The 26,502-nt window shown below is 59.6% G+C and carries 24 protein-coding genes; 15 read left to right on the top strand and 9 right to left on the bottom strand.

Annotated features, from left to right (window positions below):
- Positions 1-400: 400 nt before the first annotated feature.
- Positions 401-790, bottom strand: coding sequence for an aspartate 1-decarboxylase (gene panD / locus AU182_RS03635; protein ID WP_066960749.1), 390 nt, complete (start codon positions 788-790; stop codon positions 401-403).
- 12 nt (positions 791-802) lie between these two features.
- Complete coding sequence (panC, locus tag AU182_RS03630; RefSeq protein WP_066960746.1) at positions 803-1,651, bottom strand: pantoate--beta-alanine ligase; 849 nt, start codon at positions 1,649-1,651, stop codon at positions 803-805.
- A gap of 240 nt (positions 1,652-1,891) precedes the next feature.
- On the opposite strand from panC, the gene AU182_RS03625 reads away from it, so the two are divergent.
- The 7 genes from AU182_RS03625 to AU182_RS03595 all read left to right on the top strand — a co-directional run bounded on the left by AU182_RS03625 (position 1,892) and on the right by AU182_RS03595 (position 10,766).
- Entirely contained in the window at positions 1,892-2,689 is a 798-nt protein-coding gene (locus AU182_RS03625; protein WP_066960743.1) for a DUF6515 family protein, read from the top strand.
- 349 nt (positions 2,690-3,038) lie between these two features.
- Complete coding sequence (gene speA / locus AU182_RS03620) at positions 3,039-4,961, top strand: biosynthetic arginine decarboxylase (protein ID WP_066960740.1); 1,923 nt, start codon at positions 3,039-3,041, stop codon at positions 4,959-4,961.
- 390 nt (positions 4,962-5,351) lie between these two features.
- Positions 5,352-6,545, top strand: coding sequence for a saccharopine dehydrogenase family protein (locus tag AU182_RS03615; RefSeq protein ID WP_066960737.1), 1,194 nt, complete (start codon positions 5,352-5,354; stop codon positions 6,543-6,545).
- Between the two features lie 63 nt (positions 6,546-6,608).
- A complete protein-coding gene (nspC, locus tag AU182_RS03610; protein WP_066960734.1) occupies positions 6,609-7,802 on the top strand; it encodes a carboxynorspermidine decarboxylase in 1,194 nt (397 codons plus the stop codon).
- A gap of 389 nt (positions 7,803-8,191) precedes the next feature.
- Positions 8,192-9,064 carry an agmatinase gene (gene speB / locus AU182_RS03605; protein WP_066960732.1) on the top strand — a complete coding sequence of 291 codons (873 nt, stop codon included), beginning with the start codon at positions 8,192-8,194 and terminating at the stop codon, positions 9,062-9,064.
- Positions 9,065-9,224: 160 nt separating this feature from the next.
- Complete coding sequence (locus AU182_RS03600) at positions 9,225-9,911, top strand: DUF6515 family protein (RefSeq protein ID WP_066960729.1); 687 nt, start codon at positions 9,225-9,227, stop codon at positions 9,909-9,911.
- A 48-nt stretch (positions 9,912-9,959) separates the two neighbouring features.
- Positions 9,960-10,766, top strand: a complete 807-nt coding sequence (locus AU182_RS03595; RefSeq protein WP_082859188.1) for a cyclase family protein — start codon at positions 9,960-9,962, stop codon at positions 10,764-10,766.
- 5 nt (positions 10,767-10,771) lie between these two features.
- Here AU182_RS03595 and bioC read toward each other — a convergent pair whose 3' ends face one another.
- The 3 genes from bioC to bioB are packed head-to-tail and all read right to left on the bottom strand — an operon-like array spanning position 10,772 to position 14,582.
- Entirely contained in the window at positions 10,772-12,310 is a 1,539-nt protein-coding gene (gene bioC / locus AU182_RS03590) for a malonyl-ACP O-methyltransferase BioC (protein ID WP_082859187.1), read from the bottom strand.
- Positions 12,307-13,500: an 8-amino-7-oxononanoate synthase gene (bioF, locus tag AU182_RS03585; RefSeq protein WP_066960722.1), complete on the bottom strand. Its 1,194-nt coding sequence runs from the start codon at positions 13,498-13,500 to the stop codon at positions 12,307-12,309. The genes bioC and bioF overlap by 4 nt, the downstream gene beginning before the upstream one ends.
- A 14-nt stretch (positions 13,501-13,514) precedes the next feature.
- Entirely contained in the window at positions 13,515-14,582 is a 1,068-nt protein-coding gene (gene bioB / locus AU182_RS03580) for a biotin synthase BioB (protein ID WP_066960719.1), read from the bottom strand.
- 179 nt (positions 14,583-14,761) lie between these two features.
- Here bioB and AU182_RS03575 point away from each other — a divergent pair, with 179 nt between their 5' ends.
- Together AU182_RS03575 and AU182_RS03570 are read left to right on the top strand one after the other, a co-directional pair.
- The gene (locus tag AU182_RS03575) at positions 14,762-15,484 is read left to right on the top strand and encodes a ComF family protein (protein ID WP_066960716.1); all 723 of its coding nucleotides are present in this window, start codon (positions 14,762-14,764) and stop codon (positions 15,482-15,484) included.
- 197 nt (positions 15,485-15,681) lie between these two features.
- Positions 15,682-16,827 carry a beta-ketoacyl-ACP synthase III gene (locus tag AU182_RS03570; protein ID WP_227718106.1) on the top strand — a complete coding sequence of 382 codons (1,146 nt, stop codon included), beginning with the start codon at positions 15,682-15,684 and terminating at the stop codon, positions 16,825-16,827.
- Positions 16,828-16,856: 29 nt separating this feature from the next.
- Here AU182_RS03570 and AU182_RS03565 read toward each other — a convergent pair whose 3' ends face one another.
- On the bottom strand, positions 16,857-18,704 hold the full coding sequence (locus AU182_RS03565; RefSeq protein WP_066960713.1) for a tetratricopeptide repeat protein: 1,848 nt from the start codon (positions 18,702-18,704) through the stop codon (positions 16,857-16,859).
- Between the two features lie 254 nt (positions 18,705-18,958).
- Here AU182_RS03565 and AU182_RS03560 point away from each other — a divergent pair, with 254 nt between their 5' ends.
- The gene (locus tag AU182_RS03560; protein WP_082859186.1) at positions 18,959-19,297 is read left to right on the top strand and encodes a DUF4242 domain-containing protein; all 339 of its coding nucleotides are present in this window, start codon (positions 18,959-18,961) and stop codon (positions 19,295-19,297) included.
- 26 nt (positions 19,298-19,323) lie between these two features.
- Here AU182_RS03560 and AU182_RS16845 read toward each other — a convergent pair whose 3' ends face one another.
- Positions 19,324-19,449 (bottom strand): hypothetical protein, encoded by a 126-nt coding sequence (locus tag AU182_RS16845; protein WP_255359334.1) that lies wholly within the window; start codon positions 19,447-19,449, stop codon positions 19,324-19,326.
- A 90-nt stretch (positions 19,450-19,539) separates the two neighbouring features.
- Between AU182_RS16845 and AU182_RS16620 the strand changes: the two genes are divergently transcribed.
- Both AU182_RS16620 and AU182_RS03555 read left to right on the top strand, forming a co-directional pair.
- Positions 19,540-19,695 (top strand): hypothetical protein, encoded by a 156-nt coding sequence (locus AU182_RS16620; protein ID WP_193754283.1) that lies wholly within the window; start codon positions 19,540-19,542, stop codon positions 19,693-19,695.
- A 250-nt stretch (positions 19,696-19,945) separates the two neighbouring features.
- A complete protein-coding gene (locus AU182_RS03555; RefSeq protein WP_066960710.1) occupies positions 19,946-21,928 on the top strand; it encodes a S8 family serine peptidase in 1,983 nt (660 codons plus the stop codon).
- Positions 21,929-22,030: 102 nt separating this feature from the next.
- Here AU182_RS03555 and AU182_RS03550 read toward each other — a convergent pair whose 3' ends face one another.
- Positions 22,031-22,351, bottom strand: a complete 321-nt coding sequence (locus AU182_RS03550; RefSeq protein ID WP_066960707.1) for an antibiotic biosynthesis monooxygenase — start codon at positions 22,349-22,351, stop codon at positions 22,031-22,033.
- A gap of 100 nt (positions 22,352-22,451) precedes the next feature.
- Between AU182_RS03550 and AU182_RS03545 the strand changes: the two genes are divergently transcribed.
- The 3 genes from AU182_RS03545 to AU182_RS03535 all read left to right on the top strand — a co-directional run bounded on the left by AU182_RS03545 (position 22,452) and on the right by AU182_RS03535 (position 25,227).
- Positions 22,452-23,438 (top strand): serine/threonine protein kinase, encoded by a 987-nt coding sequence (locus tag AU182_RS03545; RefSeq protein ID WP_066960705.1) that lies wholly within the window; start codon positions 22,452-22,454, stop codon positions 23,436-23,438.
- A 40-nt stretch (positions 23,439-23,478) separates the two neighbouring features.
- Complete coding sequence (cysE, locus tag AU182_RS03540) at positions 23,479-24,297, top strand: serine O-acetyltransferase (RefSeq protein WP_066960702.1); 819 nt, start codon at positions 23,479-23,481, stop codon at positions 24,295-24,297.
- A gap of 63 nt (positions 24,298-24,360) precedes the next feature.
- Complete coding sequence (locus AU182_RS03535) at positions 24,361-25,227, top strand: GNAT family N-acetyltransferase (protein ID WP_066960699.1); 867 nt, start codon at positions 24,361-24,363, stop codon at positions 25,225-25,227.
- A 43-nt stretch (positions 25,228-25,270) separates the two neighbouring features.
- Here AU182_RS03535 and epmA read toward each other — a convergent pair whose 3' ends face one another.
- Positions 25,271-26,236 carry an EF-P lysine aminoacylase EpmA gene (gene epmA / locus AU182_RS03530; protein ID WP_066960697.1) on the bottom strand — a complete coding sequence of 322 codons (966 nt, stop codon included), beginning with the start codon at positions 26,234-26,236 and terminating at the stop codon, positions 25,271-25,273.
- Positions 26,237-26,502 lie beyond the last annotated feature (266 nt).

Below are 26,502 nucleotides of genomic sequence, written 5' to 3'. Positions count from 1 at the left end.
TTTTTGCCCTATGGTAGGCGGGTGGTTATCGGGTCACAACCTTGGCTCGGGGTTCCCTCTAAGGAGAGCATGTGGCGACCAAGCGCCGGGTGCGGGTTTTCAGGACCACTGTGAACCCATCCCTGGGCGTTGCGGCGCAAACCTCCTGTTTGCGACGCTCCTGAAAACCCGCACCCGGTGCTTGGCCTTAGCATCGACTTCCGCGCTCTGATCGGATAGGGCTAACGAAGTCAAACACTATAAATTTAAGGCGGAGTGCCAGCTATTGGCTTTCAGGAGCGTCGGCGACAGGACGTCGCCGCCGCAACGCCCAGGGATGGGTTCACAGTGGTCCTGAAAGCCAATAGCTGACGCTCCGCCGCCACCGGGCTAGCAATAAATGGAACCACAGAAGTTGAGATTAGGCAGTCTCAGCCATCTGCACAGGAATGGTATTGGTACTACGCTCAACCCGGTTCTTTTCATCCAGATAAACCAGCTTGGGCTTAAAGGAATCGGCTTCGGATTCAGACATCTGCGCATAGGCCGCAATAATAATCCGATCGCCAACCTGCACCCGACGCGCCGCCGCACCATTCATGGAAATAATGCCGGAGCCCCGCTCCGCGAGAATTACATAGGTGTGAAAACGCTCACCGTTGGAGACGTTGTAAATATCGATTTTCTCAAACTCGCGTAACCCCGCGAGCTCCACCAGGTTTGCATCGATCGCACAGGAACCGTCATACCACAGCTCTGCCTGAGTCACCGCGGCCATGTGCAGCTTGCCTTTCAGCATCTCAATCTGCATAACGGTCTCCACTTACATACTCAAAGAAACGTTATCGATCAGACGTGCGCCGCTGGTGTACATGGCACCCAGCAGCGTGATCTCACGATCATCGTGCGCCGCTGGCTGCAGGTCCTTGCTGTTGCAGATGGAAAAGTAATCCACCTTGAAACCCGCGTGCTTGATCCGCGCCTTTGCTTCCTCTTCCAATGCGGCAAAATCCCGCCGGCCGTTTTCGATTTCCGTACGCGCCCAGTTCAGCGACTGGTTGAGTATCGCCACCTTCGGGCGCTCCTCCTCAGTGAGATAGCCATTGCGCGAACTCATGGCCAGGCCATCGTCTTCACGGTGCACCGGGGCGGCCACAATTTCCACGGGCATGCACAGGTCTTCCACCATGCGGCGAATCACCGCCAGCTGCTGGAAGTCCTTGATGCCGAATACCGCCTGGTCCGGCTGCACGATATTGAACAGCTTCGCCACGACGGTGGTCACCCCCTCGAAATGCCCCGGGCGACTTGCGCCACACAGCACATCGGTCATTGCCGGGCAGATCACCTTGGTCTGCTGGTCCATGCCGTTGGGGTAGATCTCACTCTCTTCCGGGTGGAACAGGTAGTCACAGTTCGCCGCACGCAGTTTCGCCATATCTTCCTGCAGGGTGCGAGGATAGGTATCCCAGTCTTCGTTCAGGCCAAACTGCAGGCGATTGACGAAGATCGACACCACCACAAGGTCACACTGCTGCTGGGCCAGCTTGACCAGCTCAATGTGCGCGTCGTGGAGGTTGCCCATGGTGGGCACAAAACCGATGGTCTTGCCATCGCGGCGGGCCTCTGCCAACGCATCGCGCAGGCTGGCCACATGGTGAAAGACTTGCATTACCGGGGTTCCGCCAGAGGTGTACACGGGCGGCATATTACCTTCCGACGCCGGGTGGAACAAATAGCATGACCCAGCCTGAAAACATTGGTCAGCTTCGGTTTTTCGCCTCATCGCACAACCTTTTTAGACCGGTTCAGGAAGGATTCAGTGTACACAGGGCAAACTGGCCCCCAGATTCAACGAAAGCCTGAGATACAGGGCACCGACAGGCCGCTTCAGCGGCTGTGGAGAGCGACCATGAAAACACTGATTACAGCCATTACTACCGCGAGCCTGCTGCTGGTCGCAGGCCCGGCACTGGCAGACAGGGACGATCGCCACCACCGCAACGACCTCAGCCGCAAGTTTGTGCAGCAAAACCGCGACCAACACATCAAGGTGCGCGATATCGAACAGAGACGCCGGGACGAGCTCAACCGGCGCCAGGACCGCCAGCATGCCCGCGAGGACCGTCGCAACAATCATCAGGGCAACAACAATCACCAGGGAAGGAGCGACCGCACCCGCAGAGAGGACCACAGGTATCTCAAGTACGTGGGCTACGACTCCCGTTACGACAAGAATCGTCGCCACAAGAAGCATGGGCATGGGCATGGGCACGGGCATGGGCACGGGCACGGGCACGGACATGGTCACGGATACCATAAACCCCACCGCCCGGTGCACTTGCCGAGCCGCCCCCATCACGGCGGTCATCACAAGCCGCATCGTCCGCACCATCGTCCGCACAAGCATCGCTGGCGCCCGGCACACTATGGCTACGGATATCGCTGGACGCGCCTGCCGAGCACCTACATCAGCCTGACATTTGGCGGCCTGGGCTACTACTTCAGCGACGGCATTTTCTACCGCCCTTACGGTGCCGGATACGTGGTGGCCGAGGCTCCGATCGGCGCCTTCGTTCGCACCCTGCCCGGGGAGGCAATGAGCGTCAGCTTCAACGGCCTGCATTACTACGTTGCCTACGATACCTACTATCGCTGGGACCACCGCCGCAGAGGCTACCTGGTGGTGCACAACCCCGGCTTCTTCTGAAGTCGGGCAAGGGTTACCCCTCAGGCTCAGACTCAGACTCAAGCCCAACCCCAACAACCGAATCAACATTCGGTTATTTTCCCAGGCGACTCCTTCGAGTCGCTTTTTTTGTGTGCACACACGAACAACCCGACAACGAAAGTGGCGCCACCGCGGCGCGCTACCGGCAATAAAGCAAAAAACCGAATAAAAATTTAATTTAAACCATTGAAAAAAGACAAAATTTCTTTTCTATAGTTATTGCTTTCAACACACACTGGCCCCAAGATTCGCGCCCCTGACGCACCTGGGAACTCTTTCCGGGATACACTTTCTGAACTCCCAAGGACACTTCAACTAAAAAGGCGCCATGAAACAACAAAAGATCGAAAACTGGACCTGCGACGACTCCGCAGAGCTCTACGGCATCCGCAACTGGGGTGCCGGCTATTTCAATTTGAACCAGTCCGGTGAGATCACGGTTGAAGTCAAAAACAAAGCCGGAGATTTGCACGCCGTATCCCTGCTGGATATTGCCCACGGCGCCACCGAGCGCGGCCTGGGCATGCCTTTGCTGGTGCGCTTCGAGAACCTGCTCGACGCGCAGATAGCGCGCATCAACAACTCGTTTCGCAGCGCCATTGACAGCAGTGGCTACAACAATGTGTTCCGCGGTGTATTTCCGATTAAGGTGAACCAGCAGTGTCAGGTCATCGAAGAAATAGCCAGGGCCGGCCGTGAATTTGGTCACGGGCTGGAAGCGGGCAGTAAGGCCGAGCTGATTGCCGCCCTGTCGATTCTCGACAACACCGACGCCCTGATCGTCTGCAATGGCTACAAGGATGAAGAATTCATCAACCTGGGACTACAGGCGCAGCGGCTCGGCGTGCAGGTGTTCTTTGTGGTGGAAACTCCCTCCGAGGTCGACACCATCATTCACTGCGCCCAGCGTGAAAAGGTTGAGCCCAATATCGGTGTGCGGGTGAAACTGGCCAGCAAGGTAGGCGGCTACTGGAACGCCACCAGTGGCGACCGCAGCATTTTTGGCCTGGGCAGTAATGACCTGATCGCGATGGTCGACAAGCTGCGCGACCACAACATGCTGCACTGCCTGAAGCTGCTGCATTACCACCTGGGATCGCAGGTGCCGAACATCCGCGATATCCGTACCGGGGTACTGGAAGCCTGCCGCTACTACGCGGATCTGGTGGAAGAAGGTGCCGCCATGGGTTACCTGGATCTCGGCGGCGGGCTGGCGGTGGATTACGATGGTTCCAAGACCAACTACACCCACTCCAAGAACTACTCGCTGGACGAGTACTGTGTGGACGTGGTGGAAGCCATCATGGGCACCCTGGACAGCGAGGGCGTAGAGCACCCGGTCATCATTACCGAGTCCGGCCGCGCCACGGTAGCCTATTCGTCGGTGCTACTGTTCAACATCCTGGATACCACCAGCTTCGAACCCATTGAGCTGGAAGAAGACAGCATTGGCGAAGATGCGCACCCAATGCTGAAAAATTTACAGGATGCACTGCAGAGCGTTACCGCGAAAAATCTGCAGGAGAGTTACAACGATGGGCTCTACTACCGCGACGAAATCCGTGCGCTTTACCTGCACGGTCAGGTAAGCCTGCGGGATCGCGCGCTGGCAGAAAACCTGTTTTTGCAGTGCGCACAGAAAATTCGCAAACTGCTCGACGAAGTCGACCAGATACCGGTGGACCTGCAGGCACTGCCGGAAGTACTGTCTGACATTTACTATGCGAATGTGAGCGTGTTCCAGTCGTTGCCGGACATCTGGGCCATTGACCAGCTGTTTCCGTTGGTGCCGGTACACCGCCTGGACGAGGCGCCCACCCGTTCGGCGATCATCGCGGATATTACCTGCGACTGTGACGGCAAGATCGACCGCTTTATCGATCGCCAGGACGTACGCAAGACATTGCCGCTGCACCCGCTGAAGGAAGGCGAAGAATATATTCTCGGCACCTTCCTGGTGGGCGCTTATCAGGAGACGCTGGGTGACCTGCACAACCTGTTTGGCGACACCAATGTGGTGAGCGTGCGTATTGAAGAAGACGGCAGTGTGGATTACAGCCGTGAAATTCACGGCGATAGCATCGCCGATGTACTGAGCTATGTGGAATATTCGCCGCAGGATCTGTTCGAGCGCTTCCGCAAGCTGGCAGAAAAGGCCGTGAAAGAGAAGCGCATTACCGCGCAGCAGCGCAAGGATATTTTGCACACTTACACGGCCAGCATGAGTGGATATACCTACTTCGAAAAATAGTAACTGGCACCGGCGGACCTGGTGGTACGCATTTTCGCCGGCACGGTGGCGGCAGAGCACCGGGCATTGGTTTTCGGAACCGCGGTGAACCCATCCCTGGGCGCTGCGGCGCAAACATCCTGTTTGCGACGCCTCCGAAAACCAATGCCCGGCACTCTGCCTTAGATTTACATTTCTATACTCCGTAGCAATATCGAAGTACAAATTTTTGATGCGAAGATCCTGCTGGCGATATGCCTTTGCTGGACCTTCAAAAACAGGATGTTTTTGCAGAGCCCCCATGGATGGGTTCACGGCGTGTCCAGCAAAGGCATATCGCCAGCAGGATTGCCATACAGCGATTTCGAGGGTACCCCAAAACCCATAGCCACCCGAAACACGGAGAAAAAAATGGCCAACGTTCTGATTGTCGGCGCCGGCGGCGTCGGTCAGGTGGTTGCACACAAGTGTGCGCAGGTAGAGGAAGTGTTTGAGAACATCACTCTCGCCAGCCGCACCAAATCCAAATGCGACAAAATCGCCGATATGCTGCCGCGTAAAATCGATACCGCGGAAGTGGATGCCGATAACGTCAAGGAAATGGTCGCGCTGATCGAGAAGGTCAAGCCGGACATGGTCATCAACGTGGCCCTGCCCTACCAGGACCTGCACATCATGGATGCCTGCCTGGAGACCGGTGTGCATTACCTGGACACCGCCAACTACGAACCGCCGGAAGAGGCCAAGTTCGAGTACAGCTGGCAGTGGGCCTACCAGGACAAGTTTGAGAAAGCCGGCCTGATGGCGTTGCTGGGTAGCGGTTTTGACCCCGGCGTAACCAGTGTTTTTACCGCCTACGCGAAAAAACACCACTTTGACCGCATCAAAACGCTGGATATTCTCGACTGTAACGCGGGCGACCACGGTCTGCCGTTTGCCACCAACTTCAATCCGGAAATCAACATCCGCGAAATCACCGCGAATGGACGTTACTGGGAAGATGGCAAATGGGTTACCACCAAGCCCATGGAAGAGAAACGGGTATTTGAATTCCCGGAAGGTATCGGCGAAAAAGACCTGTACCTCCTGTACCATGAGGAACTGGAATCCCTGTCCAAGCACTTCCCGGAGATCGAGCGCGCGCGCTTTTGGATGACCTTCGGTGCCAGCTATCTGAAGCACCTGGAAGTGTTGCAGAATGTGGGCATGACCAGCATTGAGCCGGTCGAGTTCCAGGGCCAGCAGATTGTGCCTATCCAGTTCCTGAAAGCGCTGTTGCCAGACCCCGCGAGCCTTGGCCCGCTAACCAAAGGCAAGACCTGCATCGGCAACATCATCAAGGGTGTGAAAGGCGGCGAAGAGAAAATCTATTACGTCTACAACATCTGCGACCACCAGGAGGCCTATAAAGAGGTTCAGTCCCAGGCCATTTCCTACACCACGGGTGTGCCGGCGATGATCGGTGCCAAGATGATGATGGAAGGCAAATGGATGAAGCCCGGCGTGTGGAACATGGAGCAGCTGGATCCGGATCCGTTTATGGATGACCTCAACAAATACGGCCTGCCCTGGCAGGAGACCTGGCTGGACAAGCCGTTCGTTTAAACCCATCAATCCCGGACCGCCAGATCCGGGATTTTTGCAAGAGCAAGAAGTGACTGACACTCTATGGACCTGACGCCCCGCAAAGACTACTTCGGCGAATTCGACCCGAGCCGCGTTCCCACGCCCTGTTTTGTCGTGGATGAGATCGCGTTGCGCGACAATCTCGAAGTGCTGGCAGACGTGCAAGCACGCAGTGGTGCCAAGGTACTGGCTGCACTGAAGGCCTTTTCCATGTTCAGCGTGGGACATATCGTCGCCGAATACCTAACCGGCACCTGTGCCAGTGGTATCAACGAGGCGAAACTGGGTTTCGAGGAGTACGGCGGCAGGGACCTGGGCAAAGAGGTGCACGTATTCAGCGCCGGCTACAAAGAGCAGGAACTGAAGGAAATTCTCGGCTTCGCCCACCATGTGATTTTCAATTCGTTCTCGCAATGGAAACGCTTTAAATCCCTGTGCCTTGAGGCACAGCAAAGGCGCCCGGAATTGCAGTTCGGCTTGCGCATCAATCCGGAACACTCGGAAGGTCACACACCTATCTACGATCCCTGCGCGCCCTGTTCGCGTCTGGGCATTGTGCGCTCGCTGTTTGAAGGCGAAGACCTGACCGGCATCAGCGGCCTGCACTTTCACACTCTGTGCGAACAGGACTTCAAGCCGCTGGAGCGCACGATTCAGGCGGTGGAAGAGAAATTCGGCGACCTGATTGCGCAGATGCAGTGGATCAACTTCGGCGGTGGCCACCATATCACCCGCTGCGACTACCAGGTGGAAGAGCTGATCAGCGCGGTAAAGGCATTTTCAGAGAAGCACGATGTGCAGGTGTATCTGGAACCCGGCGAGGCGGTTGCGCTGTTTTGCGGCGTGCTGGTGGGCGAAGTCATCGACCTGACCTGGAATGGCAAGAACCAGGCGATTCTCGACGTCTCTGCCACCTGCCATATGCCGGATGTGATCGAGATGCCGTACCGCCCGGAAATTACCGGCGCCTCGCTACCGGAAGAACTGCCGCACAGCTACCAATTGGGTGGGCAGAGTTGCCTCGCTGGCGACCGAATTGGCGAATACAGTTTCGCCGAACCACTGCATATCGGTGACCGGATTGTGTTTGAGGAAATGGCCTACTACACCATGGTCAAAACCAACACCTTCAACGGGATTCCACTTCCCTCGATTGCGCTGTGGAATTCGGATACCGATGAGTTGCGCATGATTAAGGAATTTGGATATGAGGACTTCAAGAGTCGGCTGTCCTGATGCCCAAAGGTCACCGCAAGTCCCTTTGAAGCAGGGGCGGTGGCGGAGAAGCACCGGGTTCAGGTTTTCGCGACCGCTGTGAACCCATCCCTGGGCGCTGCGGCGCAAACATCCTGTTTGCGACGCTCCCGAAAACCTGAACCCGGCACTTCTCCTTAGATTCTGACAGCGTACTCCGTAAGGCAATCCAGCGATAACTGCGAAGTGCCAAACTACAAATCGAAGGCCGAGCGCCGGGGATCTGTTTTCAAAAGCGTCGGCGCCATGGACGGCGCCGACGCAGCGTACAGGGACGTATTCACAGCGGTTTTGGAAACAGATACCCGGTGCTTGGCCGCCATTCAAGGTTCTAAAGAACCACGAAACCTAGAACCACCAGGCCAGAACCCATGCACCAAGAAGACCCCAATATTTTCCTGGGCTCCGAAATCGAGCAACCCAAGCCCGAAGACGCCCTGTTTCATATCTTGCCGATTCCCTACGAAGAAACCGTCTCCTACGGCGGTGGTACCGGCAAGGGGCCGGCGGCGATTATCGAAGCATCCCACCAGCTGGAAACCTTCGACAACTTCTCCACACCCTGTGAGCTCGGCATTTATACCCGCGACGCCGTGGACGTGAGCGGCCCCGCGGAACAGGTGATGGACCATATCGCCAGCGCCACCGCCGACATCCTCAAACAGGGCAAAATGCCCGTGGGCATCGGCGGTGAACACTCCGTCACCTGGGGCATAATCAAGGGCTACCTGGATGCGGGCATCAACGACTTCGGGGTGGTACAGATCGACGCCCACGCCGACCTGCGCGACCGCTACGAGGGCCACAAGCACAGTCACGCCAGTGTCATGCGCCTGGTCTGCGAAGCGGGCATTCCGCTTTACCAGCTCGGCATTCGCGCCTACTGCGAAGAAGAGATGGAAGCGCGCAAGCAGTACAACGTGCGCTACCTGGACGCGCACCAGCTGGTGCCCACCCAAATCCAGTCCATTGAGCTACCGGAGGACTTTCCCAGCAAGGTCTTCTTCACCCTGGATATCGACGGCATGGACCCATCAGTCTTCCCGTCGACCGGCACTCCGGTACCCGGTGGTCTGGGCTGGTACCAGACTCTGAACCTGTTTGAATCCGTGGCCAAACAGCGGGAGATCATCGGTTTCGACCTGCTCGAATTCGCGCCAATCCCCGGATTCCACGCCTACGAGTTCGGTGCAGCGCAGCTGCTGTACAAGCTGATGGGGATAGTGCAGCGCAACCAGCGCTAGACCCGAGCGGGGCCCGGTTATCCACAGCAGACACGGCTGTGGATAACCCCTGCGGTGAGCTGACAATTCTTAACGTTAAGCGGTCAGGCGCCGCTAGCATGACCCCACGAATGCGGTTATTATTTGCACAATTAGTAAGTACTCGCTCGCGGGGAGATCCATGAAGCACTCGGTAAAAATCCTCTTGTTCGGCACAGGACTCGCCGCGCTCCTCTCATTCGCCTTCGCCGCGCCAGCAGATGCGCATCCAGGCCACCGGGGGCATCACCACGGACACCTGCCGGCCAAACCGCCCCGTTATCGCCACGGGTATCGACACGGATACCGCCATGGCTGGGGACACGGTCACGGCTACTGGGGGCCCCGCTATCGTGGGCCGCGCTTCGGCATTGGTTTTACCGTACCGATCCTGCCGGCGGGCTATGTAAATATGGCCGTGGCCGGGGTGCCCTATTACTACCACGGTGGCTACTACTACCGCCCGGCGCCGACCGGCTATGTGGTGGTTGATGCGCCACTGGGCGCCGCGGTACTGACCCTGCCCGGCAGCGCCGTGCGCGTGCAGATCGGCGGGCTGACCTATTATCAGTACGGCACGGCCTACTATCAGTGGCGCCCGCAAATGAACCGCTACGTGGTGGTTCCACCGCCGGCAACGGTCGTGGCCAGTGCGCCGGTGGCAGGCTCTACCCAGCCCGCCTATTCCCCCGGGCAGGTGGTGGATGAGTTGCCGGTGGGCTATTCCGCCGAGGTGATCAATGGCATCCAGTACTATCGTTACGGCGGTCACTACTTCATGCCCACCCAGCGCGATGGCCGCGAGGTGTATGTGGTGGTTCAGGTCTGACCGAAACTCATTCAGAATCTAGGAAACACAATGTGTCATAGAACAAGGATGTTCTCACCGACCGTCTATATCTGCGCACTGCTCTTCTCCATACCGGGATTACTTTCCGCTGCAGATTTCCCTCAAGGTCGCTGGGTCGACCTCTCTCACGATTTTTCCGCTGACACCCTTTTCTGGCCCACAGCCGACAAGTTTGCCAAGAGCACCGTGTTCGCCGGCGAAACTGACAAGGGCTACTACTACTCCGCCTACAATCTCGAAACCGCAGAGCACGGCGGCACCCACGTGGATGCGCCGGTACATTTTGCGCGCGGCCACACCAGCGTGGACAAGATTCCGCTGGAGCAACTGATCGGCCCGGGCATCGTGATACGTGTGGCAGACCGGGTCGGCACGCAAGAGACCGCCGACCGAAACTACCGCATCTCCATCGCCGACATCGAACGCTGGGAGCAACGCCACGGCAAGATCGAAAGGGGCACGATTGTGTTGTTCGATACCGGCAACGCGCAGTACTGGCCGGATGCGGAAACCTATATGGGGACCGCGGAGCGCGGGGAAGCGGCGGTGGCAAAGCTGAACTTTCCCGGCCTGTCTCCGGAGGCAGCGATTTTTCTCGCCGAGAAACGCGGGGTGAAAGCAGTAGGGCTGGATACACCGAGCATCGACTACGGCGCCTCACGCCTGTTCAGAACCCACCGGGAACTGTTCAAGCGGAATATCCCTGCCCTGGAAAATGTGGCGAATCTGTCCGCCCTGCCAGACAAAGGGTTTACTCTGATTGCCCTGCCAATGAAGATTCGCGGAGGCAGTGGCGGGCCGACGCGCGTGGTCGCTTTTCTGCCCGGAAAATAATTCTGTCAGCCGGATGCCGCAGCATCCAGTTCAGATACCCCGCGACGTGGTGCGAGTTCGAGGTACAGCACCTGGTAGGTCGCCGGCAGCCCGGCACCGCTGCGCTGCCGCTCGTAAGCCTCGGTCAGTTTGCGCAACTTTGCCCGGCTCAGCAGCCCCTTACCCGCACCGTGATTCACGTTGTGCGCGCCAATACTCTTCAGTTCGCGCATCAGCGTGCGCACATCATTGAAATGCAATACGCGCTGCTCGACCGCGGCGCGGATTCCCAGCTGATTATCGGCACAGGCGCTACGCCAGTCACTTTCCGGCAGGAAGCGGTTGACGTGCACGGCGTCGTCCACAACCTTCCAGCTGGTTTCCAGCTCTTGCAGGGTGCCCGGCAACAGGGTGGAAATCAGCGCGTCACCCGCCGGTGCCAGCACCCGGCGAATTTCTGCAAACAACTGCGGTAACTGGTAGCACCACTGCAGGGCAAAACTGGAAAACACCAGGTCAATACAGCCATCCGCCAGCGGAAGGTGCTCCGCATCCGCGGCCACATAAGCGTCCGCCACCGGGCGCTGTTCACGGGCATAACCCAGCATCTGCGGCGCAATATCCAGGGCGATGATTTCCGCCTCGGGAAAACGCTTGCGCAGCAGTTCACTACCGTAGCCGGTACCACTGCCGAGATCGAGAATCCGTTTCGGCGACGAGTTTTCTGCGGCGCGGCCCAACAGGCCACGGCAGACCGCGCGCTGCAAATGTGCCGCGGCGTCATAGCTCTGCGCGGCGCGACCGAAGGCGCGCGCCACGGAGGATTTTTCCAGCGGCGCGGTTGCTGCATCCAGCGATGACACAAACGACCGGATCAGCCTCGCAACCGCCTCAGGCTGGCTCAGGTGCGGGCAGTGGCCGGATTCGGCAATGACCGTTACCTGCGCGCCGGGGGCGTGCATTTTTTTCGCGGCAGCAGCGGGCACCAGTGCGTCCTTACAACCCAGTATGTGCAGCGCCGGAACCGGAAGTTGTTGCAGCAGGGCGCGATTATCCAGCTCACCCAGGCAAGCCAGGGCTGTGTACCAGCTCTGCGGAATCGACACCGGCTGCCAGCGCTTGAGAGTTTTCAGCAGGGCGCGCATTTGCCCGTCGCCGCGCGCCTGTAGCCCCGCGAAACGCGACAGGTTTTTTTCCGGCATCTCGCGCTGGGCACGACAAAATTCCGCAAACACGTCCTCGTCCATTCCCGGCCAGTCATCGCGGACAACGAAGCTGCCGTTCGCGGCGATGCTCACCAGTGCGCGGACTTTGCCGCTGGTGGCGGCCAACCGCGCGGCCAGCATGCCACCCAGGGACCAGCCCAACAGCAGGCAGTCTTCCGGTAGCTGCGCGTCCAGTTGCGCCAGCAAGTCGCCGGTCTCCGGCCAGGGCTCTGCGGCGCGCGCCCCGAAGCCCGGCAGCTCGATATTGACCACCTGCCCACCAACGACTTCAAGTGCCTGCAGCAACGGCTGCCAGCAACGAACATCACTGCCCCAGCCGTGAATCAGTGCGAGGTTCACAGGGCTACCTCGCACGACTTAAGCGCATTGACGAGGGCGTCTATCAGGCCATCAATGTGTGCTTCCGAATGTGCGGCAGACAGGGTAATCCGCAGGCGCGCGGTGCCGGCGGGCACCGTGGGGGGACGAATCGCACCCACCAGATAACCGGCGTGCTGTAACTGCTCCGCCACACGCAACACCGTGCTTTCACCGCCCAGTACCAGCGGCTGTATCGCGCTGGTGGAATTTTCCAGGGGCAAAGCCCGCGCGGCTGCGCGCTGGCGGAAATAATCGATGCGGTCCTGCAGGGTCTGGCGCAGCGGTCCCACCTGCATCAATTCCAGTGCGCGCAGGCAACCGGCAGCCACCGCAGGGGGCATACCGGTGGTGTAAATGTACGTGCGCGCAAACTGGGTGAGGTAGTCGATCAGTGCCTGTGACCCGGCCACAAAGGCGCCGCCATTGCCGGCCGCTTTACCCAGTGTGCCCATCACAACCGGCGCCGAGTGCTGATCCAGTCCCGCCGCTGCGGCACTGCCGGCAGAAGGATAGTCCACGCTGCCCATCACCCCGAAACCGTGGGCCTCATCCACCATTAACCATGCGTCATATTGCTGGCAGAGCTTCGCCATCTGCGCGAGCGGCGCGGTATCCCCGTCCATGCTGTAAACGCCATCCACCGCCAGCAGGATTTTGCCCTGGCTTTTTTCGCGGGCGCGTTTGAGCTGGGTGTCCAGTGCGTCCAGATCGTTGTGAGCGAACCGCAGGTACTGGGCGCCGCACAGGCGGCCACCGTCGATCAATGAGGCATGATTGAGTTTGTCCTGCACCACAAAATCACCGCGGCCCACCAGTGCATTGATGACGCCCACATTGGCCATATAGCCACTGCCAAATAACAGCGCGGCTTCGCGCCCGGTCATTGCGGCAATCTTGTGTTGCAGTTGTTGATGGATCGCGAAGTGGCCATTGACCAGATGGGAGGCGGTGGCACCGGCACCGAGTTCGGCACCGCGCTGTTGCGCCGCGATCACTTGCGGGTGCGTGGCGAGACCCAGGTAGTCGTTGCTGCTGAAGGTAACCAGCGCACGGCCGTCCACCTCGGCCAGAGGGCCCGGCGCGGCGTCGAGAAGTTTGTGGCTGCGATACAAGCGCTGCGCCCGGCGTTCCGCCAGGCGCGTATTGAGAAAATCCTGCAGGCTGGACAAAACAACCGCTGCGCTTACGCCTTGGCGGCGTCGTAAAAGAATTGGTCGTTCTGCTGTTCGGCGATCTGCGACTGCAGCTCCGCTTCCACCGCAGTTTCGTCTTCGTACTGCTGGTATTCCTCCGGCTGGATGCCGAGGCGCGCGAACAGCTGCATATCCTTGTTGGCTTCCGGGTTACCGGTGGTGAGAAGTTTTTCACCGTAGAAGATCGAGTTGGCACCCGCGAGGAACGCCAGCGACTGCATTTCGTCATTCATGGATTCGCGACCGGCGGACAGGCGCACATGGGACTTCGGCATCATGATGCGTGCCACGGCGATGCAACGAATGAATTCAAACGAATCCAGATCCTCGTTGTTTTCCAACGGCGTGCCCGCCACCTTCACCAGCATATTGATCGGCACCGACTCCGGATGATCCGGCAGGTTCGCCAGCTGCATCAGCAGCCCCGCGCGATCCTTTTCCTCTTCACCCAGGCCGATAATGCCGCCGGCGCACACTTTCATGCCCGCCGCGCGCACATTCGCCAGGGTGTTCAGGCGATCCTCATAGGTGCGGGTGGTGATGATATCCCCGTAGTATTCCGGTGAGGTGTCGAGGTTGTGGTTGTAGTAGTCGAGGCCGGCGTCTGCCAGGTCCTTGGCCTGATCGTCGGAGAGCATGCCCAGGGTCATGCAGGTCTCCATTCCCAGAGCCTTCACTTCCTTCACCATTTGGGTGACATAGGGCATGTCTTTTTTCTTCGGCGAGCGCCACGCGGCCCCCATGCAGAAGCGGGTGGCGCCACTGGCCTTGGCTGCGCGCGCTTCTTCCAGCACCGCTTCCACCTTCATCAATTTCTCGCGCTCCAGCCCGGTATCGTAGCGGGCGCTCTGCGGACAGTAACTGCAGTCTTCCGGGCAGGCGCCGGTCTTGATGGAGCACAGGGTGCTCACCTGCACCCGGTTGGCATCGAAGTGCTGGCGGTGCACCATCTGCGCGGTAAACAGCAGATCGTTGAACGGCAGCGCAAACAGGTCCAGCACCTGCTGGCGGGTCCAGTCGTGGCGCACCTGGCCGTAGCTTGAAGAATCGGAAGACATTTGCGGGTTGGCAGTCACAGGAATTATTCTCCTCGGGCGACGGGACACGATGGTCACAGCGTCGGGATCGGTTCAATAACCGGGTTTCCATCAAAGGCAGCCAGTGTAGCCACGGCCCCCTCGCTGTCAACCAAGAGAACCGAGCACGGTTTACAAGTCGACAATCAGGGAGGATTGCGATGGCACTGATGCGCTCACTAGGCCAGCTGTTGGGCAGTACGCTCGACCGGCATCTGGCGCGCTGCCTGCTGTGCGGCGACGGCCCGGTGCCCTGCGCCGGCATCTGCACGCCCTGCCGGCAAGACCTGCCCTCGCTTGGCCACGCCTGCCAGCACTGCGCCCTGCCACTGGCAAGCCCGGACGACCGCGCCTGCGCCCGTTGCCTGCAACAGGCACCACCGCAAAACCGCAGCTACGCCTGCTGGGTGTACGCCTACCCGGTGGCGCAGTTGGTACAGGGCTTCAAGTACCGACGCGACTTTGCCGCTGGCCGCACCCTGGCGGAGCTCACCGCCGCCGAACTCCTGCCGTATCTGGACAGCGACCAGCGCCCGGACCTGCTGGTGCCGGTGCCCATGCACTGGCGCAAGCAACTGTTCGAGCGCGGATACAACCAGGCACAACTGATCGCGGATATTCTCGGCAACCACTGGCAGATACCGGTGGATGCCCGCGCCCTGCGCAAGGTTGCTCCCACCGACAGCCAGCAGGCCCTCAACCGCGCCCAGCGGCGGAGGAACCTCGCCAACAGTTTCCAGGCCCAGCCGAGGGTGGCCGGGCGGCATATCGGGTTGGTGGACGATGTGATCACCACCGGTGCCACGCAGGAGGCCGCCGCCCAATCGTTGCTCGAAGCCGGCGCCGCGCAGGTCACCAGCTTCGCCCTGGCCAGAACCCCTTAGCACTCAGCCAAATCCCCCCAATGACCAAGCGGTACTCCCGTGCACCTTCCTAGACCACTGTGACCCCAGGCGCCACAATAGTCGCCCCTTTCAGCGGCTGCGCAAAATTCCACCGGCTGCTAACGTTATAAAAGAAGTCCGCCTGTACCGGCCATGGCCCCCACAGGTGAACAGCACAGGATGATGGGATAGAGAAGATGAGTGAATTCAAAATGCCCCGCGGCATTGTGATCAGCGGTACCGGCCTGTGGACGCCACCGGACGCCATCAGCAACGAAGAGCTGGTGCTGGCGCTCAATACATTTGCCGAGAAATTCAACCGCGACAACGCCGATGCCATCGAGTCCGGCGAGAAGCAGGCGAAGCCCTATTCTTCCGCGGAATTTATCGAGAAGGCGTCGGGGATCAAGAACCGCTATGTGATCAGCAAAGAGGGCATCCTCGACCCGGAGCGCATGCGCCCCTACCTGCCGGAGCGCGCCGATGAAGAGCTGTGCCTGCAGGCAGAAATGGGCCTGAAAGCGGCCAAGCTGGCGCTGGAAAAAGCCAACAAGAAGCCGGAAGACATCGACGCGGTGATCGTGGGGGCGTCCTACCTGCAGCGCGCCTACCCGGCCATCGCCATCGAGATTCAGGGCGAACTGGGTATCGACGGTTTTGCGTTTGATATGGAAGTGGCCTGCTCCTCCGCCACTTTTGCCCTGCAGCGGGCGGTGGATGCGATCAGCTCCGGTTCCGCCAAAGCGGTGTTGGTGATCAACCCGGAACTGGCATCACCGCAGGTGGATTTCACCGACCGCGACAGCCACTTTATTTTTGGCGATGTGGCCGTGGCCACGGTGGTGGAACGCAAGGACACCTGCAACGCGGACACGGCCTGGGAAATTCTCGGCACCAAGGCGAAAACCGTGTTTTCCAACAATATTCGCTCCAACGTCAGCTATACCTCCCGCGCCGCGGATGTGGATCCGTTCGGCGAGGGCAAGCTGTTCCGCCAGAACGGTCGCAAGGTGTTCAAGGAAGTGTGCCCAATGGCGGCCGCACATTTGGAAAGTCAGGTGCAGGAACTGGGCTTCGAGCCGAACGCGGTTGACCGCTGGTGGCTGCACCAGGCGAACATCAACATGAACCTGCTGATCGCGAAGAAGCTGATGGGTGACGACGCCACCCCGGAGCGGGCCCCGATTGTGCTCGACCGCTATGCGAATACCGGTTGTGCCGGTTCGGTGATTGCGTTCAACCTGAACAGCGACGACCTGCCGGTGGGCAGCAAAGGCGTGATCTGCTCGTTCGGCGCGGGCTATTCCATTGGCAGCCTGGCGCTGGAGAAAGTCGCGGTCTGACGGCGCCAGGGAAGTCGCCGGAAATACCCCTAGCGGTGCGGCATCACCCGCGCCGCCAGCTCCCTGAATTCAGCGCTGCCGCGCATCGCGGCCAACTGCGGGTCTACGTTCAAAAACACCATGGAATGGGAACGCTGGACCAAGGCTCGCTGTAACCACTGCTGCGCGGCCGCCGGATCACCCAGCGCGAGATAGGCTTTCGCCATCTCGTAGGCGGGCAGATAGGCGCCTTGTGCGTCCAGCTCTTGCAGCAGTGCGCGCGCCTCACCCTCATTGCCATTCAGTGCCAGCGCCCTGGCCAGTGATGCTACTCCGATGGCGCCACCACCAGAGCGGCGCACATTCTCTCGCAGTGAAGCAATTGCGCCCGGCAAATCACCCATCGCCTCCAGTGTCCAGCCGCGCCACAGGTAGACCAGCTCGAAATCGGGATTAAGCTCCTGCGCCAGCGCCAGTTGCTCGAGCGCCGCTGGATAAGCCCCTGCATGGTAGAGCACCCACCCCAGTGCCGCGTTCGCGATCAGGGAAAGCGGATCCAGTTCCGTCGCCCGGCGCATTGCGCGCTCCGCCTCATCAAAACGGCCGGCAGCCACCAGGAGATTGGCGTACCACTGGTGCGGTTTGGAGGTATCGGGATTGAAGGCGATGGCCTGCCGAAAGCGGGCTTCGGCTTCCTGCAAATCCCAGTCGTAATACAGTGCCACATAGCCGAGATTGGCTTCTGCGGAGGCGTTGGTGGGGTCGAGTTGCAGGGTGCGGCGGGCGGCACCCCGCGCGCGGGTAAAGGCTTCGGCCGGGGGCAGGTAATCGTAAAAGCCCAGCACCGCCAGCGCGTCCGCTAACCCGGCCCACGCGGGCGCGTAGTCCGGCGCAAGCGCAATGGCCTGCTCAAAGCTTTCCACCGCCCCGTGCAGGTCTTTTTCCGTGCGCTGGTGCCAGGCATAGCGGCCACGAAGATAGTGATCGTAAGCCGCCGGTAAAATATCAGCAACGCGCTGGGCGTTATCCAAATCACTTCGCAACTCTCCGGCCAGTGCGCTGGCAACCTCCAGCGCGATGTTTTCCTGCACCGAAAATATATCCGTCAGTTCCCGTTGATAGCTGCGCGACCACAGTTGATAGCCACTGCTGGTATCCACGAGGCGCACGTTGATGCGCAGCTGCTCTCCGTCTCTGCGCACACTGCCTTCCACCAGCGCATCCGTCGCCAGCAGTTCACCAATGCCACGGGCGTCGAGACCGGATTGTGGAATCGAAAATGAGGAGGTTCGGGAAACAACGCGCAGGCCGGGAAACCCCGACAAGCGATTCAGGATGTCGTCGGCCAGCCCATCGCTGAAATAATCGCGCGCGTTATCCTCACTGGCGTTTACAAATGGGAGCACCGCCACCGATTCAAATTGCCTGGACTGCGCACTGCCCAGATTCAGCAAATCGCGCGATTGCGGGAAGAAAAAGCCCAGCGCCACCACAGCGACACACCCGGCCGCCAACCATTGCCAGGGGCGTCCGCTGAATTTCTGTAGATTGACTGGTGTGCTCGGCTGTGGGAGGTCGCCCTGACAAGTGACGGGAGCAATAAACCGATACCCCTGCCGGGGTACTGTTTCGACAAAGCGCGGGCTGCGGGCGGAGTCGTTGAGGGCCTGGCGCAATTTGCGCACCAGGGTATTCAGGTTGTCGTCGAGAATGCCGGTCGCGTCTTCCGGCCAGAACTGCGTGCAGACCTGCTCGCGGGTTACCACTTCTCCCGGGTTTGCCAGCAACAATGACAACAGGCGCAGGGGCTGCTCCTGAACAGCAACCAGTCTGCCGCGGCACAGCAGTCGCTTGCGCCCCGTCTCGAGCTCAAATTCTCCGAAACACAGTGTCGCCATACGCCACTCCGGACCCAGTCTGCTGGCTATCCGCGCCAAAAGCGCAGTTCAGGTGTACCGCTAACTTATTGATTTAACGGTATTTGCCAGTTCAGGTAAAGATCAGGCGCCAATTCATTGTGACCAGCAGGCGCGGCTGGTTGTATGGATGGCAAGCCTGCACAGCAACGCGAGGCTTACCGAAGGTTCAACCGTTACAACGCAGTGCGCCTACCAATGCGCCTACCAATGCGCCTACCCAGGAGATCCCCACCATGCGTAATTCACTGATCGCTTTTATTCTGATGCTGACCAGTACCGCAGTATTCGCTGCCGACGGCCAACAGTACATTATCGAGCGCACCATACCCGGTGCCCAGCATCTGACACCCGCGGAGCTGAAATCCATCTCGCAAAAGTCACGCGCAATACTGGAGTCTCTCGGCCCGGAAATTGTGTGGCAGCAAAGCTATGTGGCCGAAGACAAGTTCTATTGCGTCTACCAGGCTCCCAATAAGGAAATCATTGCCAAGCACGCCAAGCTGGGCGGTTTCCCGGCCGACAAAATCGTGGCAGTCAGTGGTGTCATTGGCCCCCAGACCGCAGCGGACTGATTCGCTTGTGAGGTCCTCCGGAGCACTCACTCCGCTACGGAGGGCCGCACCACCCACTCCGGCTCCTCATATCCCCCCAGGCTGCGAATTTCCACAAACGGCGCAGCGCTCTTGATGATCTTTTCAATCTCCGGGCTGTGATTGTTTTCCATCGCATCCCGATGTGCCTTCGATTCCCAGCGGGCGATTCGGGTTGATGGACGATGTGATCACCACCGGACGCCATTAGCAAAGAAGGGCTGGTGCTGGCGCTCAATACATTTGCCGAGAAGTTCAACCGCGACAACGCCGATGCCATCGAGTCCTGCGAGATGCAGGCGAAGCCTTATTTTTCCGCGGAATTAATCGAGAAGGCGTCGGGGATCAAGAACCGCTATGTGATCAGCAAAGTACGATGAGATTACATTAATTGGCGTAAAAATCATGCAATTCCCGTGACCAAGGTCTAGCACTCGCGAACCAGATATCGCTTACAGTGGTCCATCGGCGTTTAACCAATGTCGAACTTGCGGCTTTCCATCGCGCGCAGCCTTATCGGCTACTCGTACCGGCGCAAATTATTGCTGCGTAGTAGCCCTGCCAACAGCAGTTCGCTGCAACCCAGCGCACCACCCAAACATAGATCCTTTTACGGGGAGAAAAATAAGAATGAAATCCATTCTAAAGGGGTACTCTTTTTTCGCGCTTTCGGCAATCACCACGCTCGGGCTACTCGGCAATCACTCACAGGCTGTTGCGCAGATCTCTGTCGATGCAGATTTTTCCAATGTCCCGCAGCGCCTGATCGTTCGCTACAAAGACAACCAGACGCGCGACTGGCAGTCGCAGGCAAGCATTTTATCTAATCGTGGCGGCGTGAAGATGGGGCATTTGCGCAAAATGGCGCTCGCGGATCGCCAGGTATTCCGACTGGAAAAACGCATGGCACCGGGCCAACTAAAGAAGCTGCAGGCCACACTGGAAGCCGATCCAAATATTCTTTCCGTCGAGGAAGATGCTTTTATGGTGCCGCAGTACACGCCGAACGACACCTACTACAACGTCCAGTGGCACTACTTTGAAGCCACCGGCGGTATCAATCTGCCGGCAGCGTGGGACAAGCAGACCGGCGCGGGCGTGACCGTTGCGGTACTCGATACCGGATACGTGTACCACTCGGATCTCGATGCCAATATTCTGCCCGGCTACGACTTTATCGACGACACTTTTGTGTCGAACGATGGCGACGGCCGCGACGCGGATGCCTCTGACCCCGGCGATGCGGTGTCACGCAATGAGTGCGGCCTCTTTAACCCACCGCAAGACCAGAGCAGCAGCTGGCACGGTACCCATGTGGCCGGCACCGTGGCGGCCGTTACCGGCAACAACAAGGGTGTTGCCGGCGTTGCCTTTGATGCGAAAGTAGTCCCGGTGCGGGTATTGGGCAAATGTGGTGGTTACCTGTCCGATATTGCGGACGGTATCGTGTGGGCTTCCGGTGGCAACGTTTCCGGTGTGCCGGTGAACGCAAATCCGGCACAAGTCATTAACATGAGCCTTGGCGGTAGCGGCGCCTGTGACTCCACTTATCAAAGTGCGATTGATACGGCGGTTGCCAATGGCTCAACGGTTGTTGTCAGTGCGGGCAACAGCGACGCCGACGCTTCCGGTTATCGCCCGGCCAGCTGTGACAACGTGATTTCTGTCGCGGCTACCGAGCGCTTCGGCGCCCGCGCCTACTACTCCAACTTCGGTACAACCGTAGATGTGAGCGCGCCGGGTGGTGATGTCGCTTACGACGGAACCCACGGTGTCGCCTCTACCCTGAACGACGGCACTACTGGTCCGGGCGCCGAGTCCTATGTGTACTACCAGGGCACGTCCATGGCGGCACCACACGTATCCGGCGTTGCCGCACTGATGTACGCAGCCAATGGCGGCGTTACCCCGGCTCAGGTTGAGAGCGCTCTCAAGTCTACCGCACGCGCATTGCCCGGCGCCTGCACTGGCGGATGTGGCGCGGGCATTATTGATGCGAGCGCGGCGATCGATGCGGTCGGTGGCGGTGGCACCCCCACCAATCAGGCACCGAACGCGAGCTTTACGTTTAACGCTTCCGACCTGTTCGTGACCTTCACCGATGCCAGTAGCGATAGCGATGGCAGTGTTGTCAGCCACAGCTGGGACTTCGGTGATGGCGGCAGCTCAACGGACGCCAACCCGAGCTACAGCTACGGTGCTGCCGGTACCTACTCTGTCACCCTGACCGTGACCGACGACGATGGCGCTACCGATAGCAGCACCCAGTCGGTCACTGTCAGCGATGGCAGCGGCGGGCCGAACAGCGATGGCTTTAGCGAGAGCAATATCAGTGTTGCTTCACGTGGGTGGGAGTACTACACCATTGCTGTTCCGGCCGGCGCCACCAGCCTCGAGGTATCCACCTCTGGCGGCATTGGTAACGTCAACCTGTATCTGCGCCTTGGCGCCAATCCCACCAATGGACAGTATGACTGTCGCGACACTGGTGGCGGCAACAATGAGTCCTGCACCATTGCCAACCCCGCCGCTGGCACCTGGCATATCGGCCTCAAGGCCACCCGTAGCGGGGCTAGTGGCGTGACTTTGGATGCTTACTGGTACAGCAATTAGGTTGTGCTAAAACACAGCGCGAACCCGCCATAGTTCGCAAGCAATCAGGGCGCCCTGTTTTCAGGGCGCCCTTTTTTCTGCCCGGTACAACCAGGTTGCCGATTACTCCGTTCTGTTCGTCGGTATTACCACCCACTCCGGCTCGTCGTAACAGCCAAGCACCCGAATCTCCACAAAAGGCGCGGCACTGCGAATGATGTTAACGATCTCCGGGCTGTGATTGTTTTCCATCGCATCCCGATGTGCCTTCGATTCCCAGCGGGCGATAGCGATAAGCTTGTCCGACTCACCAATCTTGCGGTGCAGCTCAGTGCCCAGCGCGCCGGGGGCCTGCTGGATCAGTTCCGAGGCGCGCACCCAGGCATCGGCGTATTGCTCGGCGGTGTGGCCGGGTTTGATGGTGACTTCAAAGATGTATTTCACAAATCCTCCTCAATCGTCGGTGGTTGGTGCTACCGCCCAACCGCGTTAGCATAGCGCCCCCTATTTACCTGAGCCTCGCCAGGCTCACTGGAGCGCCGCCATGACTGAATCGTCACATCCTTATGACGCGCTCACCCCGGACCGGGTCATCGATTGCGTGGAGAGCGTTGGCCTGCTCTCGGACGCGCGTATTTTTCCCCTCAACAGCTACGAAAACCGCGTCTACCAGGTGGGTATCGACGAGGCGCAGCCGCTGATCGCAAAGTTCTATCGCCCCGGGCGTTGGAGCGACGAACAGATCAACGAGGAGCACCAGTTTGCCCTCGAGCTGGAAGACGCAGAAATCCCCGTTGTGGCGCCGCTCACGTTCAATGGCCAGACCCTGCACGAGGCCCACGGTTTCCGCTTCGCGCTGTTTCCACGCCGCGGCGGCCACCAGATTGAACTGGATAACTTCGAGCACCTGGAGCAGGTGGGCACCATGCTCGGGCGCATTCACGCCATCGGCGCCTCGCGCCCGTTCGAATACCGCAATTCACTGAGCCTGCAGCACTTTGCCATCGACGCCCGCGAATTTATTCTGAACGGTGACTTTTTACCGCGGGAGAATGTGGAGGCCTATGCCACCACCACCGCGCATATCATCGAGCAGATTGCCCCAATATTTGATCGGCCCTGGAACACCCTGCGGTTACACGGCGACTGCCACAGCGGCAACTTCCTGTGGCGCGGTGAAACGCCCTGGTTTGTGGACCTGGACGACTGCCTGCAGGGTCCGGCCATCCAGGATATCTGGATGCTGATTTCCGGTGACCGCGCCGAGGCGACCGCCTATCTGGATACCGTGGTAGAAGGCTACGAAACCTTCTACCCTTTCGAACCGGCACAATTACAACTGGTAGAACCACTGCGCTGCCTGCGACAGATGCACCACGCTGCCTGGCTGGCGCGGCGCTGGGAAGACCCGGCCTTTCCCAGGGCCTTTCCCTGGTTCAATTCGCCACGCTATTGGGCGGAACATATTCTGGCACTGAGAGAACAGCTGTTTGCCCTGCAGCAGCCGCCGCTGACGCTCGGCGCGGTATAACGTACGCAACGGGGTAGAGCGCAACAAGGAGCACCATTCGATGGAAACCGCAAAGGCGGAAGTGACTCGGGACCTGATCTGGGAAAGCATCCGCCGGGATGTGGCAGCACAGGTGGAGCGGGAGCCCATTCTCGCGAGCTTCCTGCACGCCACGATTCTCAACCACGATTCCCTGGAAGCGGCACTGAGTTTTCACCTCGCCAACAAGCTCGACAGCGCGGTAGCGCCGGCGCTGCTGATCCGCGAAGTGATTGACGAGGCGCTGGCTTCTGATCCGAGTATCGGCTGTGCCGCGCGCGCGGACCTGGCGGCCATCGAACAGCGCGACAGCGCCTGCCAGTCGCTGTATGAACCCTTCCTGTTCTTCAAGGGCTACCACGCCCTGCAGGCCTGGCGGGTGGGCCACTGGCTGTGGCAACAGAACCGCCGCTCCCTGTCCCTGTTTGTGCAGCACCGCATCTCGGTGGTGTTCGGCGTGGATATTCATCCTGCGGCACAGCTGGGCCAGGGCATTCTGCTGGATCACGCCACCGGCATCGTGATCGGTGAGACCGCGGTGGTGGAAGACAACGTGTCCATCATGCAGTCGGTTACCCTCGGCGGCACCGGCAAGGAATCCGGCGACCGCCATCCGAAAGTACGCTGCGGCGTGCTGATCGGCGCCGGCAGCAAGATTCTCGGCAATATCGAAATCGGCCGCTGCTCACAGATTGCATCGGGCAGCGTGGTGTTGAAAGCCATACCGGAAAAATCCCTGGTGGCTGGCGTGCCCGCCAAAGTAATTGGCACCGCCAGCTGCGAACAGCCCGCCATCTCCATGGATCAGTGCGCCATCTCCAAGGTGGATCAATTGCGCTGATTCTGCTGTCACTGGTTGCGAACAATCGGTACGGGCACTTAACCGCACGACTATTCTGTAACCATGAAATACAGTCTCAGCGCCAAAAACCTCGTGTGCCGTAACCTGGAAAACAAAGCCGGGTACTGCGCGGACCTCCTCAACCCCAAACAGAGCAAGGAGATCACCGGCCTGTTGCGCACCGACAGCGGCCTGCTGTCCTCCCGCTTCAACCGGGTGGTCAGCAACGCGGTGATGCAACCGCGTATCCTGCAGCGCTTCGTGGTCGATTATTTCGCCGAACGTCACAGCCCGTTTTCCCTGTGGCACTGCGCCAGCAAGCCATTGGACGATGCGGAGATGGAGGCGCTTCACCTGAAGCGCATGGCACCGCAGATTGCGGTGGCGGCAGAGGTAAAACAGCTGGCAGTAGAAGACAGCGGTGTAGAGGGGCTGGTCATCAGACCGGCCACCACCGCCGAAGACATTATTGCGTTTGGCGACCTGGTGGCAAACATGCAGGACTGCCCGCGGGAAAGCGCACAGATCAAAAAATTCTACCGGCAACTCGCCGAACTACCCGAGCATAAACACAGCCGCCTCAAGCTTTTCCTCGGGGAATACCAGGGCACGCCGGTCGCCACCGGCACGCTGTTTTCTTCCGCGGACTCCCTCGGTTTCTACGACCTCGCCACCCTGCCCGACTATCGTGGCCGCGGTATTGGCAGAGCGATACTGCTGCACCTGATCGGAGAAGTTCTCCACAGCCACCACAAACACGCCGTGGCCCTGGTGGGCGAAGACCAGCAGGACATCTGGCTCAATGCCGGTTTCTACGCCGTGGGGGAAGTGGCGCACTACGAATTTACCCCGGAGCGCGGTAGCGCGCATCTGGTCAAAGAAGACCACCCGAGTGATGAACCGGGCGACGACGACCGGCAGAGTGCCTGACAGTGCTTGAAATCACCTCACAGCACCCGGCCCTTCCGCCCATTCAGGCGCGCTCGATAGGGAAGGCAATCACCTCATCAATGCGCGCTGCGCCGCAGGCCAGCATCAACAAACGGTCCACCCCCAGCGCCACCCCGGCACACCCCGGCATACCCGCCGCCAGCGCCTGTACCAGCCGCCCCTCGAACGGGCGCACCGGCTTGCCACTCTGCTCCCGATAACGCTGATCTGCCTCAAAGCGACGCTGCTGTTCCTGCGCATCCGTCAGCTCCCAATACCCATTGGCCAGCTCCATGCCACCGGCATACGCCTCGAACCGACGTGCCACCGGCACCCCCAGCTCATCCTCCTCCACCCGCGCCAGCGCCGCCTGCGACGCCGGGAAATCGTAGACCAGCGTAATTACCGGCTCATCCGCCCCATCCATGTTCGGCTCGATATGGTGGCTCATCAAAAGATCCAGACACTCGTCCCGCCCCGCCGGCTCAAACGAAATCTCCAACACCCGCGCCACCACCGCCTTCAACTCCTCAAACGACGCCCGGTGCGGATCCACATCCAGATGCTGCAAAAACAGAGCGCGATAGCTGTAGGAGCGCACCCGGGAAATCTGCAACAACCACGACAGCAACTCCCCCACCTCAATCATCAGACGGTGATCGTCCCAGCCCACCCGATACCACTCCAGCATGGTGAACTCCGGATTGTGCCGTCCCCCGGCCTCCCCATTGCGGAACGCCTTGCCCAGGTAGTAACAGTCGCCGATCCCTGCCGCCACCAGACGCTTCAGGCCAAACTCCGGGCTGGTGGCCAGAAACGCCGGCGCACCGCTGCAATCGGCCACGATCGAGTCGATATGCGGGTCACTGGTGGCGCACCGGGACAGGATGGGCACCTCCATTTCCAGCACCTGCCGCTCACTGAAAAAACGGCGGATATCCGCGAGCAGGGTGGCGCGGCGGCGGAGGTTGTCCAGAGGGGCGGCAGGGCGCCAGAGGGTTTCAGACATAGGATTAGCTAATCAAAAGGATGTACCAGTTTAGCTGCCAGTGGCCACTAAACGCTGACGTGAAGGCAAAGGGCTGGGTGCGGGTTTTCAGGATCGTCGCAAACAGGACGTTTGCGCCGAAGCGCCCAGGGATGGGTATACAGCGGTCCTGAAAACCCGCACCCAGTGCTTTGCCGCCAGGAGACATCAGGGACCGGGATCACTGAGGCCAGAACAAAAAAGGGCGAATACCAGAGTATCCGCCCTTCAGAATCACCGGATCAGAA

The sequence above is a fragment of the Microbulbifer sp. Q7 genome, assembly GCF_001639145.1.
Taxonomy (GTDB): Bacteria; Pseudomonadota; Gammaproteobacteria; order Pseudomonadales; family Cellvibrionaceae; genus Microbulbifer.
The sequence above is the reverse complement of the archived record's forward strand: the minus strand, read 5'-3'. Positions and strand labels throughout refer to the sequence as shown.

Excerpts from the sequence above, each read along its gene's own strand:
- panD (WP_066960749.1), bottom strand. The coding sequence starts at position 790 with ATGCAGATTGAGATGCTGAAAGGCAAGCTGCACATGGCCGCGGTGACT.
- panC (WP_066960746.1), bottom strand. The coding sequence starts at position 1,651 with ATGCAAGTCTTTCACCATGTGGCCAGCCTGCGCGATGCGTTGGCAGAG.
- AU182_RS03625 (WP_066960743.1), top strand. The coding sequence starts at position 1,892 with ATGAAAACACTGATTACAGCCATTACTACCGCGAGCCTGCTGCTGGTC.
- speA (WP_066960740.1), top strand. The coding sequence starts at position 3,039 with ATGAAACAACAAAAGATCGAAAACTGGACCTGCGACGACTCCGCAGAG.
- AU182_RS03615 (WP_066960737.1), top strand. The coding sequence starts at position 5,352 with ATGGCCAACGTTCTGATTGTCGGCGCCGGCGGCGTCGGTCAGGTGGTT.
- nspC (WP_066960734.1), top strand. The coding sequence starts at position 6,609 with ATGGACCTGACGCCCCGCAAAGACTACTTCGGCGAATTCGACCCGAGC.
- speB (WP_066960732.1), top strand. The coding sequence starts at position 8,192 with ATGCACCAAGAAGACCCCAATATTTTCCTGGGCTCCGAAATCGAGCAA.
- AU182_RS03600 (WP_066960729.1), top strand. The coding sequence starts at position 9,225 with ATGAAGCACTCGGTAAAAATCCTCTTGTTCGGCACAGGACTCGCCGCG.
- AU182_RS03595 (WP_082859188.1), top strand. The coding sequence starts at position 9,960 with ATGTTCTCACCGACCGTCTATATCTGCGCACTGCTCTTCTCCATACCG.
- bioB (WP_066960719.1), bottom strand. The coding sequence starts at position 14,582 with ATGTCTTCCGATTCTTCAAGCTACGGCCAGGTGCGCCACGACTGGACC.
- AU182_RS03575 (WP_066960716.1), top strand. The coding sequence starts at position 14,762 with ATGGCACTGATGCGCTCACTAGGCCAGCTGTTGGGCAGTACGCTCGAC.
- AU182_RS03570 (WP_227718106.1), top strand. The coding sequence starts at position 15,682 with ATGAGTGAATTCAAAATGCCCCGCGGCATTGTGATCAGCGGTACCGGC.
- AU182_RS03565 (WP_066960713.1), bottom strand. The coding sequence starts at position 18,704 with ATGGCGACACTGTGTTTCGGAGAATTTGAGCTCGAGACGGGGCGCAAG.
- AU182_RS03560 (WP_082859186.1), top strand. The coding sequence starts at position 18,959 with ATGCGTAATTCACTGATCGCTTTTATTCTGATGCTGACCAGTACCGCA.
- AU182_RS16845 (WP_255359334.1), bottom strand. The coding sequence starts at position 19,449 with ATGGAAAACAATCACAGCCCGGAGATTGAAAAGATCATCAAGAGCGCT.
- AU182_RS03555 (WP_066960710.1), top strand. The coding sequence starts at position 19,946 with ATGAAATCCATTCTAAAGGGGTACTCTTTTTTCGCGCTTTCGGCAATC.
- AU182_RS03545 (WP_066960705.1), top strand. The coding sequence starts at position 22,452 with ATGACTGAATCGTCACATCCTTATGACGCGCTCACCCCGGACCGGGTC.
- cysE (WP_066960702.1), top strand. The coding sequence starts at position 23,479 with ATGGAAACCGCAAAGGCGGAAGTGACTCGGGACCTGATCTGGGAAAGC.
- AU182_RS03535 (WP_066960699.1), top strand. The coding sequence starts at position 24,361 with ATGAAATACAGTCTCAGCGCCAAAAACCTCGTGTGCCGTAACCTGGAA.
- epmA (WP_066960697.1), bottom strand. The coding sequence starts at position 26,236 with ATGTCTGAAACCCTCTGGCGCCCTGCCGCCCCTCTGGACAACCTCCGC.